The sequence below is a fragment of the Streptomyces sp. NPDC001020 genome (genome assembly GCF_053599115.1).
Window position 1 is genome coordinate 32,361 of record NZ_JBSFLQ010000027.1, and the last position, 14,622, is coordinate 46,982.

Sequence of the window (14,622 nt, forward strand, 5' to 3'; positions counted from 1 at the left end):
ATGCGCCCCGGTGTCCTCGCCCTCGCCTCCGCTTCCCTCCTGGTGCTCGGCGCCACGCCCCGCGCCGCCGAGGAGGCCCCACTGCCCGAACGGATGGCGGACACCGGTGGCGGCACCCAGCTGATCACCGCTGAGGCGCCCCGCCCGGATGCCACGTCCGGGACGGTCACCTGGTGGGACCGGCGTAAGGGGCACTGGTCGAGGACCGGTTCCGCGCCGGCCCGCTTCGGCGCGAGAGGGCTCACCGAGGGCGCCTCACGGGTCCAGGGCACGGACACGACCCCGACGGGCCTGTACGGGCTGCCGTACGCGTTCGGCATCAGGGCCGCGCCCACGGGTACGAAGGCGACGTACCGCCGGGTGCGCCAGGACTCCCGGTGGTGCCAGGACAACGCGTCCCGCTCCTACAACCGCTGGGCAGAGCAGCTCCCGGCCGACTGCCGCGCCTCCGAGTCGGAACACCTGGCCGGCTACGGCCGGCAGTACGGGTACGCCCTGGTCATCGGATTCAACTACGACAAGCCGGTGCGAGGACGCGGCGCGGGCATCTTCCTGCACGTCAACGGCGAGGGGGCGACGGCCGGATGTGTGTCGGTGCCCGAGGACGCCATGCGGCGGATCCTGGTGTGGGCCGATCCGGCGCGAGGACCCCACATCGCGATCGGAGCGGCGGGCGGGGCGACCTCGCTCAGTCGCTACTGATCCAGTGCCCCGGCAGGCAGGCGCACCGTGAAGGCCGTCGCCCCCGGACGGCTCTTGAGCCCCACGCTCCCCTCGTGCGCCTCCGCCACCGCTGCCACGATCGACAGGCCGAGTCCGGCGCCACCGCCCCGGTGTTCCGGGCGGCGACGGTGGTCGGCCCGGGTGAAGCGTTCGAAGACACCGGGCTGAAACTCGTCGGGGACTCCGGGACCGTCGTCGTGGACCGTGAGGACGACCGTCGGACCCTCCGTCTCCAGCGAGACGGTCACCTTCGTGCCCGCCAGCGTGTGCAGACGCGCATTGGCCAGCAGGTTGGCCAGCAGCTGGTGGAGGCGATGGCCGTCCCCGGTCACCGTCACCGGATCCTCCGGCAACTCCATCGTCCAGCGGTGACCGGGGCCCGCGGCCCGAGCGTCCGTGACCGCGTCCAGGACCAGCCGGGTGAGGTCGACAGGGCTCCGTTCCAGTGGGCGGCCCGCGTCCAGCCGGGCCAGGAGCAGCAGATCGTCGACCATCTCGCCCATGCGTGCCGACTCGGCGGCGATCCGCTCCAGGGCACGGCTCACCTCCGGCGGGACTGGACCCGGGTGCAGCAACGCCAGCTCGGCGTGGCCGCGGACCGAGGCGACCGGTGTGCGCAGCTCGTGGCTGGCATCGGCGGCGAAGCTGCGCAGCCGTTCCTCACTCGCGTGCCGCTTGGTCAGCGCGTTCTCGACATGGCCGAGCATGCGGTTGAAAGCGGTGGCCACCCGGCCCACCTCGCTGCGCGGATCGGCTCCCGGGGCGCGCGGCGGCAGGGCGACCTCGCCGCTGGCCAGCGGAAGCTCGCTGACCCGGGTGGCGGTCGCGGCGACCCTGCTGAGCGGCCGCAGGGACCAGCGCACCCAGACCGCTCCCGCGACGCCGGTGACCGCGAGGGCCGCGCCGAAGACGACGGCGGCGACGAGTTCCAGCCGGTGCACCGCGGACTCCACCGGTTCCAGCGGCAGTCCGGTGATCAGTACGTCTCCTTCCGCACCGCCGGCCGCCATCAGACGGTATTCACCGAGGGAGGACAGACGGACGCTGTGGCCCCTGCCATCCGCGGCGACCGACGCGAGCGTGCGTTCGTCCCGCGCGCTCAGCGGGGCGCTCAGAGTGGTGGTGTCGCTGCCGGAGCGGACCACGGCCGCGTTGGTGACCGCGTCCCCGACCAGCCGGGCGCCGAAGGTGCCGACGGGCTGCCTGCGCGTGTCGCCGTGCTCGTCGCCGTCGTGGTCCGGCAGCTTGACCCGGTGCTCCAGGCTCGCCGGGAACCGCTGGCCCACCTCACGCAACTGCTGGTCCAGCCGGCCGGTGAGGAAACCGTTCAGCTCGAACACGGCGGCGCCCCCGACGGCGGCGCAGCTGAGCGCGAGCAGTACGACGAGCCCGGCCGTGAGCCGGGCGCGCAGGGTGCGCGGCCGGGGCAGCCGTCGCATCCTGGACCGCAGCCGCGCCCTCACCGGGCCACCGGCTTGAGCACGTACCCGGCCCCGCGCACCGTGTGGATCATGGGCTCGCGGCCCGCGTCCACCTTCTTGCGCAGGTAGGAGATGTACAGCTCGACGACGTGGGCTTGGCCACCGAAGTCGTAGGACCACACCCGGTCGAGGATCTGTGGCTTGCTGAGTACGCGCCGCGGGTTGCGCATCAGGAACCGCAGCAGCTCGAACTCGGTGGGCGACAGCTCGATCAGCTCGCCGGCCCGGGTCACCTCGTGGGCCTCCTCGTCCATGACCAGGTCCCCCACGGTCAGCCGGGGGCCGTCCGTCAGCTGCCGGGCCATGCCGGCCCGACGCAGCAGCCCGCGCAGCCGGGCCACGACCTCCTCCAGACTGAACGGCTTGGTCACATAGTCGTCGCCGCCCGCGGTGATCCCCGCGATGCGGTCCTCGACGGCGTCCCGCGCGGTGAGGAAGAGCACACAGACGTCCGGCTTCACGGAGCGCAGGGCCTTCAGCACGGCGAGGCCGTCGGTGTCCGGGAGCATCACGTCCAGGACCACGGCGTCGGGCATCAGCACACGGGCCTCGGCGACGGCCGTGGCGCCGTCACCGGCCGTGCGCACGTCCCAGCCCTCGTAGCGCAGGGCCCCGGACAACACCTCGGCGAGGTCCGGATCGTCGTCGACGACGAGGACGTGCACGGGCGTGCCGTCGGGGTGGGTGAGGGCGGGGCGGCCGGAGCGGGGTGTGTTCATCGCGCTTCCCAGGATCCACCCTCCCGCAAGCGGCCGGGTCGCCGAGCCCTCTGAGTTTCCTATGAGGAGAGCCGGCCGGACGCGGAGCCGGTCTCGGTCTCAGAGCCGGTTCAGAGGTTCCGCCTGCACAGTTGCGCAACGGGACGTCCGAAGGGAGGGCCATGGCCATGGTGTACCAGCAGCAGGCGCCGCCCGTACCGCCGCTCGTCCGGCGTTCGCCCGCAGGTCCGCTGCTGGCCCTCCTGTGGGCCGGGGCCGCGGCCGTGATGGCGCTGTGGTGGCAGGACACCCGCTCGGTCGTCGGCGCGGCCGGCTGGCTGACCGGGGCCGGAAGGATCGCCGGACTGCTGTGCGGGTACGCCTGCGCGGTACTCCTCGGGCTGATGGCCCGGGTGCCACTCCTCGAGCGGCGGATCGGCTCGGACCGGGTGGCCCGCTGGCACGCGATGGCCGGGCGGTACACGGTCTGCCTGCTGGTCGCGCACATCGTCCTGATCCTCGGCGGGTACGCCGCCCAGGACCGGGCCTCTCTCGCACACGAGCTGGTCACCGTGGTCCTGCACTACCCGGAGATGCTCAAGGCCACCCTCGGCACGATCATCCTGTTCGCCGTCGGCATCACCTCGGCGCGAGCCGTCCGTCGCAGGGTCACCCACGAGTTCTGGTATTACGTGCACCTCCTCACCTACGCGGCGATCTTCCTCTCCTTCGGCCACCAGCTCGCGCTGGGCGCGGAGTTCAGCGGGAACGCGTTCGCACGGGCCGCCTGGTACGCGCTGTACCTCGGCGTCGCGGCCCTGGTGGTGTGGTTCCGGGTGCTGACCCCGGTGCGACTCAACCTGCGCCACCGGCTGCGGGTGGAGTCGGTGCATGAGGAAGCGCCGGGCGTGTGGTCCGTCGTGATGCGCGGACGGCGCCTGGAGAAGCTGGGCGCCGAGCCGGGGCAGTTCTTCCGCTGGCGGTTCCTCACGGACGGCCTGCGCTGGACGTCCACGCCGTACTCGCTCTCGGCGCCGCCCCGCCGGACCCGGCTGCGCATCACCGTCAAGGCACTCGGCGGCCACAGTACGTCCGTGGCCCTGCTGCGGCCGGGCACCCGGGTGTGGGCGGAGGGGCCGTACGGGTCACTGACCGCGGACCGGTGCACCAGCGGCCGGGGCCTGCTGATCGCGGGCGGCGTCGGGATCACCCCGCTGCGCGCCCTGTTCGAGACGCTGCCGGGCGAGGTGACGCTGCTGTACCGGGCGCGCTCGGCCCAGGACCTGGCGCTGGGTGCCGAGCTGGAGGCCATAGCGCGCGGGCGCGGCGCCCGGGTGCTGTACGCCCTCAACGGCGCGGACGGCTCACGCCCGCGCATCACCCCCCACGGGCTGCACTCCGCCGTGCCCGGCCTCGCGGACCACGACGTCTATCTGTGCGGCCCGCCCGGATTCGCGGAGGAGATGTACGAGGTGCTGCACATGGCCGGGGTTCCCGACCGCCGTATCCACCACGAGTCGTTCGACCTGTGAGGCCGTCATGCACCCGTTGAAGAGGAAGAGTGCGCTGCGCCGGATCGTGCTGGCCAGTGCCGCCAGCGTCTCCGGGCTGGTGCTGCTGCTGTCGATGAAGCCGCACACCACACCCGGCCTCGCCGCGGCCGCGCGTCCTCCCGGCCCGTCGGGCAGTGCCGACGCCTCGGGCGGCTCCGGCGGTCCGGGCGCCTCCAGCGGGTCGGCCACGGCCGGCACGAAGACCGTCACCGGCGACTCGGTCCCGACCCGCTACGGCCCCGTCCAGGTCCGGATCACGGTGAGGAACGGCAAGCTCACCGACGTCACGGCCGTCGCCTACCCCCAGGACAACGGGAGGGACCAGGAGATCAACGGCTATGCCGTCCCGCAGCTGAGCCGGGAGGCACTGGCCGCGCAGAGCGCATCCATCGACGCGGTCTCCGGCGCGAGCTACACCAGCGCCGGCTACCAGCGTTCCCTGCAGTCGGCCCTGGACAAGGTGGGTGGCTGAGTGGCCGCAGAGATGACCCCTCCCGCGCAGGCACCGTCCGTGCTGCGGCACGCGGAGCAGGTGATGGGCACCGTCTTCTCCTTCGATGTGCGCGGCGGCGAGCCGGAGCCGCTGCGGAGTGCGCTGGCGGAGGCGATCGCCATGCTCCACCGGGTGGACGCCCTGTTCAGCACCTACCGGGAGCACAGCCAGATCTCGCGGCTCTCCCGTGGCGAGCTGACCGTCGAGGACTGTGATGCGGAGGTGGCCGAGGTGCTCGGTCTCGGCGCGGTGGCGCAGCGGCTCAGTGACGGCTGGTTCAGCACACGGTACGAGGGACGGATCGACCCGACCGGGATCGTCAAAGGCTGGGCGGTCGAACGGGCGGCCCGGCACCTGGCGGCGGCGGGGGCGAGCGGGGTGAGCGTGAACGGCGGCGGGGACGTGCAGTTGCTGGGCTCGCCCGAGCCGCGGCGGCCGTGGCGGGTCGGGGTGTCGGATCCCCTGCGGCGGGGCGGCCTGGCCGCGGTGATCTCGGCGGCCGGCGCGGCGGAACTGGCCGTGGCCACCTCCGGCACCACCGAACGCGGCGCTCACATCGTCGACCCGCGCACGGGCAGGTCGGCGGTCACAGACCTGGTGGGCGTCACGGTGGTCGCACCCAGGCTGACCTGGGCGGACTGCTGGGCGACAGCCGCGTTGGCGATGGGCTCACGGGAAGGCCTGGCCTGGCTGGAGTCCCTGCCGGGCGTCGAGGGCCTGTTGATCACTGCGGGCGACGAGGTGCGCTGCACCAGGGGGCTGGCAGGGCGATGGGGCTGAGAACGGGACAGGAGTTCTCCACGAGGTTCAGGAGGAGCGATGGCCATCTTCAGCAAACTCATGCCCGCAAGGTCCGACGACTATCGTTCGTCGAAAACCGTCGTGGACGCTGTGCTCGTCCCCCGCGATCTGCGGCCGTTGCTGTGGATCTCCCCGCTCTACCTGGGGCTCATCGTCTGCTCAGGCGTGCTGCGGTTCGGCGACGACGTGACGTCCACCTGGGTCGGTGAGCGCTTCCTGCTCTCTCTTCGCGCCGATGTGTTCCGGCACGTCCAGGGGCTGTCGCTCGGCTTCTTCGAACGCCGGCGGCTGCTCTGGGCCGACGCCCGGCACTTCTCGCGGCTGATCAAGGCCGCGTCACGGGAGCGCAGGCGCCGTAGCGGCTCGCTCAGCGCGGTCGCCGAGGAGGCGCTCGGCAACGTCGCGCTGGTGCAGGCGTACAACCGGCAGGGGTGGGAGGAGGATCGGTTCGAACGGGAGAACGTCGGCAAGTTCCGGGCGGCAATGGCCTCGACGCGGATCCGGACCGTCTATACCCGGTGTCCGCCGCCGGGCCGGGCTCCGCATCACGGTCATTGCCCGTTCTGTGCCAGCCGCAGCAGGTGGTCCGCCAACGCCTGGCCACCGGTCGGGTCCCGGCTGATCAGCAGCAACGTGTCGTCGCCCGCGATGGTGCCGAGGATGTCGTGCAGTTCGGCCTGGTCGATGGCCGAGGCGAGGAACTGCGCGGCGCCCGGAGGCGTGCGCAGGACCACGAGGTTGGCGGACGCCTCCGCGGAGATCAGCAGCTCCTGGGACAGGCGCCGCATCCGCTCCTCCTTGGCCGACTCGCCCAGCGGTGCGCGCGGGGTGCGGAAGCCGCCCTCGCTCGGGACCGCGTAGATGAGGTCTCCGTCGGTGTTGCGGATCTTCACCGCGTTCAGCTCGTCCAGGTCCCGGGAGAGCGTCGCCTGGGTGACGCTCAGTCCGTCGTCGGCGAGAAGCTTCGCCAACTGGCTCTGGGAGCGCACCGGTTGCCGGTTGAGGATGTCCACGATCCGGCGGTGGCGTGCGGTGCGGGTCTGCGGCACGGCGGGTCCCGTGTGCTCGTGGTCCTGCGCCTGACTCATCGTCGTCTCATTCTCCGGATCGTCCGTCCCCGTTCACTGCGTCGAGGATGCCGGGCAGCGCCCGCACGAACGCGTCCGCGTCCTCGTCACCGAGGTTCAGCGGCGGCATCAGCCGTACGACGTTCGGGGCGGGCGCGTTCACCAGGAAACCGGCGTCCTCAGCCGCCTGCTGCGCCTGCTGCGCGAGCGGCTCGGTGAGCACGATACCCAGGAGGAGGCCCGAGCCACGGACGTGCCTGATCAACGGGTGGCCCAGCGACTCGATTCCGTCCCGCAGACTCTTGCTCTGCCGCTGGACATTCTCCAGCAGGCCCTCGGCCTCGATGGTGCCGAGGACGGCGAGCCCGGCGGCGCAGGCGACGGGGTTGCCGCCGAAGGTCGTGCCGTGCTGGCCGGGGCGGAGCAGCTCGGCGGCCCGGCCGAAGGCGACGGTGGCGCCGAGCGGCAGTCCGCCGCCGAGGCCCTTGGCGAGGGTGACGACATCGGGCAGCACACCGTCGTGGGCCTGGTACGCGAACCAGTGCCCGGTACGGCCGACGCCGGTCTGTACCTCGTCGAGGACGAGCAGCGCCCCGGTGGCGGCGGTGATCGCACGGGCCGCCTTGAGGTAACCGGCGGGCGGGACGACGACGCCGTTCTCGCCCTGGATCGGCTCGATGACGACGAGGGCGGTCTCCTCGGTGACCGCGGCGGCCAGGGCCTGGGCGTCGCCGTAGGGGACGTGGGTGACCTCGCCGGGCAGCGGCAGGAACGGCTCCTGCTTGCCGGGCTGGCCGGTGAGCGCGAGGGCGCCCATCGTGCGGCCGTGGAAGCCGCCCTGGGTGGCGACCATGTGGGTCCGCCCCGTCAGTCGGCCGATCTTGAAGGCGCCCTCGTTGGCCTCGGCCCCGGAGTTGCAGAAGTAGACCTTGCCGTCCCGGCCGAAGAGCTGGAGCAGCCGTTCGGCGAGTGCGACGGGCGGTTCGGCGATGAACAGGTTGGAGACATGGCCGAGGGAGGCGATCTGCCTGCTGACCGCCTCGACGACCGCAGGGTGGGCGTGGCCGAGCGCGTTGACCGCGATACCGCCGACGAAGTCGACGTACTCCTTGCCGTCGGCGTCCCACAGCCGCGCGCCCTCGCCACGGGCGAGGGGCAGCCGAGGGGTGCCGTAGTTGTTCATGAGCGCGCCCTGCCAGCGCTGGGTGAGTTCCTTGTTGGCGGTCATTCCGCGTCCCCCCTGTTCCCCGCGTCGAATGCGTCGTTTCCCTGCTCGAGTGCGTCGGGCACGACCATCGTGCCGATGCCCTCGTCGGTGAAGATCTCCAGCAGGATCGAGTGCTGGACCCGGCCGTCGATGACACGGGCGGTGCTGACGCCGTTGCGTACAGCGTGCAGGCAGCCCTCCATCTTGGGCACCATGCCCGAGGAGAGCTCGGGCAGCAGTTCCTCCAGCTCGGAAGCGGTGAGGCGGCTGATCACCTCGTCGGAGTGGGGCCAGTCCTCGTAGAGACCCTCGACGTCTGTGAGAACCATGAGGGTTTCGGCGCCCAGCGCCGCAGCGAGTGCCGCAGCCGCCGTATCAGCATTGACGTTGTAGACATGTCCGTCGTCCTGACTCCGGGCGATCGACGACACGACCGGGATGCGGCCGTCGGAGAGCAGCGCCTCGATCGCGCCGGTGTCGATCACGGTGATCTCGCCCACCCGCCCGATGTCGACCAGTTCGCCGTCGATCTCGGGTCGGTGCTTGGTGGCGGTGATGGTGTGCGCGTCCTCGCCGGTGATGCCGACGGCGAGCGGACCGTGCCGGTTGAGCAGCCCGACCAGCTCGCGCTGCACCTGCCCGGCGAGCACCATGCGGACTACGTCCATGGCGTCCTCGGAGGTGACGCGCAGGCCCGCCTTGAACTCGCTGGCGATGCCGTGCTTGTCGAGGGCGGCACTGATCTGGGGGCCGCCGCCGTGCACCACGACCGGCTTGAGGCCCGCGTGTCGCAGGAAGGCGACGTCCTGCGCGAAGGCGGCCTTGAGCTCCTCGTTCACCATGGCGTTTCCGCCGAACTTGATGACGACGGTCTTCCCGTGGTGGCGGGTCAGCCAGGGCAGCGCCTCGACGAGGATCCGGGCCTTGGGCAGGGCGGTGTGTTTCCGCGTGCTGCTGGTCTTGGTGATCGGGTCGCTCATGAGGAATAGGCGCTGTTCTCGTGGACGTAGTCGGCGGTGAGGTCGTTGGTCCAGATGGTCGCGGTCGATGAGCCGGACGCGAGGTCCGCCACGATATGGACCTCGCGGTAGCGCATGTCGACGAGCTCGCGGTCGTCGCCGACGCCGCCGCTCTTGCAGACCCAGACGCCGTTGATGGCGACGTTCAGCTGGTCGGGCTCGAAGGCCGCCTTCGTCGTGCCGATGGCCGACAGGACGCGGCCCCAGTTGGGGTCCTCACCGTGTATGGCGCACTTGAGGAGGTTGTTACGGGCGATGGAGCGGCCCACCTCGACGGCGTCGTCCTCGGTCGCCGCGTTGATCACCTCGACCTTGATGTCCTTGCTGGCGCCCTCGGCGTCACCGATGAGCTGACGGGCCAGGTCGGCGCACACCGTCCGTACGGCCTCGGCGAAATCCTCGTGTCCGGGGGTGACGTCGGCGGCCCCCGAGGAGAGCAGCAGCACGGTGTCGTTGGTGGACATGCAGCCGTCGGAGTCGACGCGGTCGAAGGTGACCCTGGTGGCGGAGCGCAGGGCTGCCTCCAGCGTCGCGCTGTCGACGTCGGCGTCGGTGGTGAGCACGACGAGCATGGTGGCAAGGCCCGGCGCGAGCATGCCGGCTCCCTTGGCCATGCCGCCGACGGTCCAGCCGTCCTTCGTGACAACGGACGTCTTGTGGACGGTGTCGGTGGTCTTGATGGCGATGGCGGCCTTCTCACCGCCGTGCTCGCTCAGCGCGGCGGCCGCCGTCTCGATTCCCGGGAGCAGCTTGTCCATCGGGAGGAGTTCGCCGATGAGTCCGGTGGAGCAGACGGCGACCTCGCCCGCGCCCAACCCCAGGACGTCCGCGGCCTTCTCGGCGGTGGCGTGGGTGTCCTGGAAGCCCTTTGGGCCGGTACAGGCGTTCGCGCCACCGGAGTTGAGGATGACTGCGGAGACCTGGCCGCTCCTCAGGACCTGCTCGGACCACAGCACCGGTGCGGCCTTCACACGGTTGGAGGTGAAGACGCCCGCGGCGGCGCGGCGGGGCCCGTTGTTGACCACGAGGGCCAGGTCCGGGTTGCCGTTCTTCTTGATCCCGGCGGCGATACCGGCCGCCGTGAACCCCTTTGCTGCCGTGACACTCACTGCGCCTCCTTAGTCGTCTGCAGCCGGGTGGCCGCACGCGCGTCTGTCACGGTGCGACTCCGATCGTGGACAGCCCGGCGGTCTCGTCGAGCCCGAGGGCGATGTTCATGCTCTGGACGGCACCGCCCGCGGTGCCCTTGGTCAGATTGTCGATGGCGCTGATCGCGATGATGCGGTGCGCGGCGGCGTCGTACGCGACCTGCACCTGAACGGCGTTGGATCCGTAGACGGACGCGGTGGTCGGCCACTGCCCCTCGGGGAGGAGATGGACGAAGGGCTCGTCACCGAAACCCTTCTCGTAGGCGGCGCGGACCGACTCGGCGATGACGCCGGGCTTCGCCTTCGCGCTGCACGTGGCCAGGATGCCGCGGGCCATCGGCGCGAGGGTGGGTGTGAAGGAGACGGTGACGGTCTCGCGGGCGACCGCGCTGAGGTTCTGGCTCATCTCGGGGATGTGGCGGTGGACGCCGCCGACGCCGTACGGGGACATCGAGCCCATGACCTCGGAGCCGAGCAGATGGGGCTTGGGCGCCTTGCCGGCCCCTGAGGTGCCGGAGGCGGCGACGATCACGGCCTCTTTCTCGGCCAGGCCCGCGGCGTACGCCGGGAAGAGCGCGAGCGAGGCCGCGGTCGGGTAGCAACCGGGTACCGCGATGCGCTTGGCCCCCTCCAACCCGGTACGGGCGCCTGGCAGTTCGGGCAGGCCGTAGGGCCAGGTCCCGGCGTGCGGGGAGCCGTAGAACCGCTGCCAGTCGGCCGGGTCCTTCAGCCGGAAGTCGGCACCCATGTCGATCACGAGCACATCGGGGCCGAGCCGCTCGGCGACAGCGGCGGACTGCCCATGGGGCAGGGCCAGGAAGACGACGTCGTGCCCGGCGAGGGTCTCCGCGGTGGTCTCCGCCAGCACGCGGTCGGCGAGCGGCAGCAGATGCGGCTGCAGCGCGCCGAGCCGCTGCCCCGCGTTGGAGTTGCCGGTCAGGGTACCGATCTCAACCTCGGGGTGCGCGAGCAACAGGCGCAGCAGTTCCCCGCCCGCGTACCCGCTCGCTCCGGCCACCGCCGCATATACCGCCATGGAATCCTCCTCCGATGGCATGACTATACGAGTCACTGCACGTTTATGCAATCCGGGGATCATTATGCGCTTCGGTGTGACAGGAACGCCGCCATCCGCGTCACCACCCCGGACGCGCCGCGTACACCGCGCTGCCCGGGTTCACGGAGTACGCGACGCGGTCTCCAGGTAGAGGTTCCAGCGCCCGCGCCGCCCGGCGAGCGTGACCGCCGTCAGGGGGGCGGACGTCGATGTCCCAGTACGCCGACGGCTGCGCCCTCAGGGCGTACGTCCTGCAACCCGGGTTGCACCGGCGACGCGTACCCGAGCGCGTCGCCGGTCGCCCGGCTGCGGGGAGTCGGTGATCAGTAGCACAGGTCGGCCGCCGCTGGCGGCACCAGCACGACGGGCTCACTCACCGACCGGTCAGGGCCGGTCGAACCACAGCAACATCCACTCGTCCGGCTTGTCGAGCGGCTTGAAGCCGAACTTCGCGTAGACCCCGTGCGCGTCGTTCGTGGCCAGCAGGGCGCGGCGCACCCCGAGCAGGGCGAGGTGGTCACGGACCGCGCCGACCAGCGCGGTGCCGATCCCCTTGCCGCGCACCGACCGGTCGACGTATACGTCGCAGAGCCAGGCGAAGAGCCCCTCGTCGGTCACCACGCGCGCGTACGCCACCTGGTCACCCGAAGTCGTTTCGTACACGCCGAAGTTGTGGGAGTGCGCGACCGCGCGCTCGTGCTTGTCGCGAGGTCGGTCGATCGCCCAGTACGCGTCGGTCGCGAGCCAGTGGTGGGTACGGTCGACGTCGATACGGGCCGTGTCGGCGGAGAACTCGTAGCCGTCGGGGAAGCGGGGTGTGTCGGTCATGGCGGGAGACTTCCAGGCCGCGACCGCTCTGTCGAGCCGTTCGTGAGTCCCCCGCCGACCGAGGCACTGGCGCCGCGGGACTAGCGTGGGCGCCCAACCTCGTCGAAGGCCGCGCGCAGGCGGCGTACACCCTCCGCGATCTCTGCCGCCCCCGCGACGGCCGCGAAGCTCAGGCGCAGGTGCGCGGCGGGGGGTTCGGCACTGAAATAGGGGCGGCCGGGGGTGACTGCCACGCCCGCACGCAGGGCGGCCGCGACGAGGGCGGGCTCGTCACTGCCGTCGGGCAGGCGCACCCAGAGGTGGTAGCCGCCGTACGGGACGTGCGGCAGGGCGAGTTCGGGCAGGTGCAGGCGCAGGGCTGCGGTCATCATGTCGCGGCGGTTCCTCAACTCAGCGGAGACGGCACGCAGATGACGGGGCCAGGCGGGCGAGCCGACAAGTTCGAGCGCGGCCTCCTGCAGGGGGCGGGGCACGAAGAAGGTGTCGACGATCTGAATGGCGCGCAGCCGCTCCAGGACAGGGCCGCGGGCGGCCAGGGCACCGACCCGGAAACTGGGGGAGGTCGCCTTGGTGAGCGAACAGACATGCACGACGACGCCGTCGGGATCCTCGGCGGCGAGCGGCGGCGGCAGCGGCCCGGCCTCCTCGTGCACCAGCCGTCGTACGAAGTCGTCCTCGATCACGAACGCCCCTGCCTCGCGCGCGATACGCAGCACCTCGCGCCGGCGCCCGGGCGCCAGAACGGCGCCGGTCGGGTTCTGGAACAGCGGCTGGCAGACGAAGGCGCGGGCTCCGGTCGCCCGGAACGCGTCGGCGAGCAGGGACGGTTTGACTCCGTCCACGTCGACCGGCACGGGCACGGGCCTGAGGCCTGCCGCGCGGGCGATCGCCAGCATGCCGGGATAGGTGGGCGACTCGACCAGAACCGGGGCACCCGGTGGCGCCAGGGCCCGGAACGCGGTGGTCAGTGCGGACTGGCCGCCGGCCGTGATCAGCACATCGGCCGCGGTGATCGCCCCGCCGATGCCCCGCGCGAACCACGCGCGCAGCTCGGCGATCCCCTCGACGGGCGGCCTCCCCCAGACACCGGGGCGGCGCCCGGCACGCGACAGCGCGGCGCCCATGGCGCGCTCCGGCTGCAGCGACGGGTGCAGATAGCCCCCGTTGAACTCGACGACCCCGGCGGGTGGAGCGGCCAGGGAGGCGAGCACACCGGAGGAGTCGACGGTGCGCGGCACGAGCTCGGCGGAGGCGTCCGCGCTGAGCGCCACTTCCTGCCACGCGGTGTCCCCCACCGCCGGGGTCGGCGCACACGGTTCGGCGCGAAACGCCCCGGCCCCCGGCCGGGTGACCACGAGCCCCTCCACGGACAACTGCGCCAGCGCCCGCGACACGGTCACCGGGCTCACCCGAAACCGCTCGATGAGCACACGACTGGACGGCAGCTTCTCACCGGGAGAGTAGCGCTTCACCTCCGATCGCAGCTGCTGCACGAGATCCGCGACACTGCTACGCTCCTGCATGAGAACAGAGGATAGCGCTACTACAGACAGCTCGATAGTGGTCACCCCGAACGGGGCAGTGAGCACGGACACGGCCGCGGAAACCGGGACCACCCAGGGCTCGGCACCGCATCGCGCGGGCGCGCTCCGTCGAGGCGCCCCGGCCGGGAGCCCGATCCGGGCCGGCGCCCTCCAGGCAGGCCTCGGGGTCGTCGCCTTCTCCCTCACGTTTCCCGCCACCGCCTGGGGCCTCGAAAGCTTCGGACCGTGGTCGCTCGTGGCGGTGCGCAGCGTACTGGCCGCGGTCATCGCGGGCGGATGCCTGCTCGCGCTGCGGGTGCCCCTGCCCGCGCGAACGCACTGGGCGGGACTCGCGGTCGTCGCGGCGGGGGTCGTGCTCGGCTTCCCGCTGTTGACAACCCTCGCTCTGCAGACCTCGACCACCGCTCACGCCGCCGTGGTCGTCGGACTGCTCCCGCTCACCACGGCCTTCTTCTCGGCTCTGCGCACGGGCGCCCGCCCCTCCCGCACGTTCTGGGGCGCCGCCGTCACCGGCGCCGTCGCGGTCATCGCGTTCACCGTGCAGCAGAGCGGCGGCACGTTGACCGGCGCGGACGCCTACCTCTTCGGCGCACTGCTGGTGTGCGCGGCCGGGTACACCGAGGGCGGCCGACTGGCCCGGATCATGCCCGGCTGGCAGGTCATCGGCTGGGCTCTGGTGCTGTGCCTGCCGCTTGCCGCACCCGGGGCGCTCGTGGCGCTGTCGTACGAGCCGGCCCGCCTCACGGCGCACGGTGTGGCCGGACTGCTGTGGGTGGCGGCCGGATCGCAGTTCTTCGGGCTGGTCGTCTGGTACCGGGGCATGGCGGCGATCGGGATACCGAAGGCCAGCCAGTTGCAGCTTGCTCAGCCGCTGCTCACACTGGTGTGGTCGGTATTGCTCCTCGGCGAGCACCTCACCCCGGCCGTACCCCTCACAGCCGCCGCGGTCCTCGTCCGCATCGCAGTCACACAGCGGGCGCGGAGCTGACGGGGGCGGGGCGCG

Annotated in this window: 14 protein-coding genes and 1 pseudogene; 6 read left to right on the top strand and 9 right to left on the bottom strand. The window is 71.8% G+C overall.

The annotated features are described in order from the left end of the window. Positions 1-702 (top strand): L,D-transpeptidase family protein, encoded by a 702-nt coding sequence (locus tag ACWDEX_RS24450; protein ID WP_450466023.1) that lies wholly within the window; start codon positions 1-3, stop codon positions 700-702. On the opposite strand, the gene ACWDEX_RS24455 is transcribed toward ACWDEX_RS24450, so the two are convergent. Both ACWDEX_RS24455 and ACWDEX_RS24460 read right to left on the bottom strand, forming a co-directional pair. Beyond that, positions 696-2,162, bottom strand: coding sequence for a sensor histidine kinase (locus tag ACWDEX_RS24455; RefSeq protein WP_450466025.1), 1,467 nt, complete (start codon positions 2,160-2,162; stop codon positions 696-698). The genes ACWDEX_RS24450 and ACWDEX_RS24455 overlap by 7 nt on opposite strands. A 20-nt stretch (positions 2,163-2,182) precedes the next feature. Beyond that, positions 2,183-2,923, bottom strand: coding sequence for a response regulator transcription factor (locus ACWDEX_RS24460; RefSeq protein WP_450466027.1), 741 nt, complete (start codon positions 2,921-2,923; stop codon positions 2,183-2,185). 161 nt (positions 2,924-3,084) lie between these two features. Between ACWDEX_RS24460 and ACWDEX_RS24465 the strand changes: the two genes are divergently transcribed. The 4 genes and pseudogenes from ACWDEX_RS24465 to ACWDEX_RS24480 all read left to right on the top strand — a co-directional run. Next, positions 3,085-4,434 carry a ferredoxin reductase family protein gene (locus tag ACWDEX_RS24465; RefSeq protein ID WP_450466028.1) on the top strand — a complete coding sequence of 450 codons (1,350 nt, stop codon included), beginning with the start codon at positions 3,085-3,087 and terminating at the stop codon, positions 4,432-4,434. Between the two features lie 7 nt (positions 4,435-4,441). Beyond that, complete coding sequence (locus ACWDEX_RS24470; RefSeq protein ID WP_450466029.1) at positions 4,442-4,927, top strand: FMN-binding protein; 486 nt, start codon at positions 4,442-4,444, stop codon at positions 4,925-4,927. Between the two features lie 12 nt (positions 4,928-4,939). Next, positions 4,940-5,728: an FAD:protein FMN transferase gene (locus tag ACWDEX_RS24475; RefSeq protein WP_450466117.1), complete on the top strand. Its 789-nt coding sequence runs from the start codon at positions 4,940-4,942 to the stop codon at positions 5,726-5,728. Positions 5,729-5,788: 60 nt separating this feature from the next. Further along, positions 5,789-6,241: pseudogene (locus tag ACWDEX_RS24480) on the top strand (ABC transporter transmembrane domain-containing protein); the annotation flags it as partial. A gap of 59 nt (positions 6,242-6,300) precedes the next feature. Here the strand turns inward: ACWDEX_RS24480 and ACWDEX_RS24485 are convergent. The 7 genes from ACWDEX_RS24485 to ACWDEX_RS24515 all read right to left on the bottom strand — a co-directional run bounded on the left by ACWDEX_RS24485 (position 6,301) and on the right by ACWDEX_RS24515 (position 13,598). Continuing rightward, positions 6,301-6,837, bottom strand: coding sequence for an arginine repressor (locus ACWDEX_RS24485; protein WP_450466031.1), 537 nt, complete (start codon positions 6,835-6,837; stop codon positions 6,301-6,303). Between the two features lie 7 nt (positions 6,838-6,844). Next, positions 6,845-8,044, bottom strand: a complete 1,200-nt coding sequence (locus ACWDEX_RS24490) for an acetylornithine transaminase (protein WP_450466033.1) — start codon at positions 8,042-8,044, stop codon at positions 6,845-6,847. Then, positions 8,041-9,003: an acetylglutamate kinase gene (gene argB, locus ACWDEX_RS24495; RefSeq protein ID WP_450466035.1), complete on the bottom strand. Its 963-nt coding sequence runs from the start codon at positions 9,001-9,003 to the stop codon at positions 8,041-8,043. The genes ACWDEX_RS24490 and argB overlap by 4 nt, the downstream gene beginning before the upstream one ends. Then, positions 9,000-10,151, bottom strand: a complete 1,152-nt coding sequence (argJ, locus tag ACWDEX_RS24500; protein ID WP_450466037.1) for a bifunctional glutamate N-acetyltransferase/amino-acid acetyltransferase ArgJ — start codon at positions 10,149-10,151, stop codon at positions 9,000-9,002. Before argJ ends, argB begins: the two co-directional genes overlap by 4 nt. Positions 10,152-10,197: 46 nt before the next feature. Further along, positions 10,198-11,226, bottom strand: a complete 1,029-nt coding sequence (gene argC, locus ACWDEX_RS24505; RefSeq protein WP_450466038.1) for an N-acetyl-gamma-glutamyl-phosphate reductase — start codon at positions 11,224-11,226, stop codon at positions 10,198-10,200. 405 nt (positions 11,227-11,631) lie between these two features. Beyond that, complete coding sequence (locus ACWDEX_RS24510) at positions 11,632-12,075, bottom strand: GNAT family N-acetyltransferase (protein ID WP_450466040.1); 444 nt, start codon at positions 12,073-12,075, stop codon at positions 11,632-11,634. An 80-nt stretch (positions 12,076-12,155) separates the two neighbouring features. After that, positions 12,156-13,598: an aminotransferase-like domain-containing protein gene (locus ACWDEX_RS24515; RefSeq protein WP_450466041.1), complete on the bottom strand. Its 1,443-nt coding sequence runs from the start codon at positions 13,596-13,598 to the stop codon at positions 12,156-12,158. Here ACWDEX_RS24515 and ACWDEX_RS24520 point away from each other — a divergent pair. Continuing rightward, entirely contained in the window at positions 13,597-14,607 is a 1,011-nt protein-coding gene (locus ACWDEX_RS24520; RefSeq protein ID WP_450466043.1) for a DMT family transporter, read from the top strand. The two genes, ACWDEX_RS24515 and ACWDEX_RS24520, sit on opposite strands and share 2 nt — an antisense overlap. Positions 14,608-14,622 lie beyond the last annotated feature (15 nt).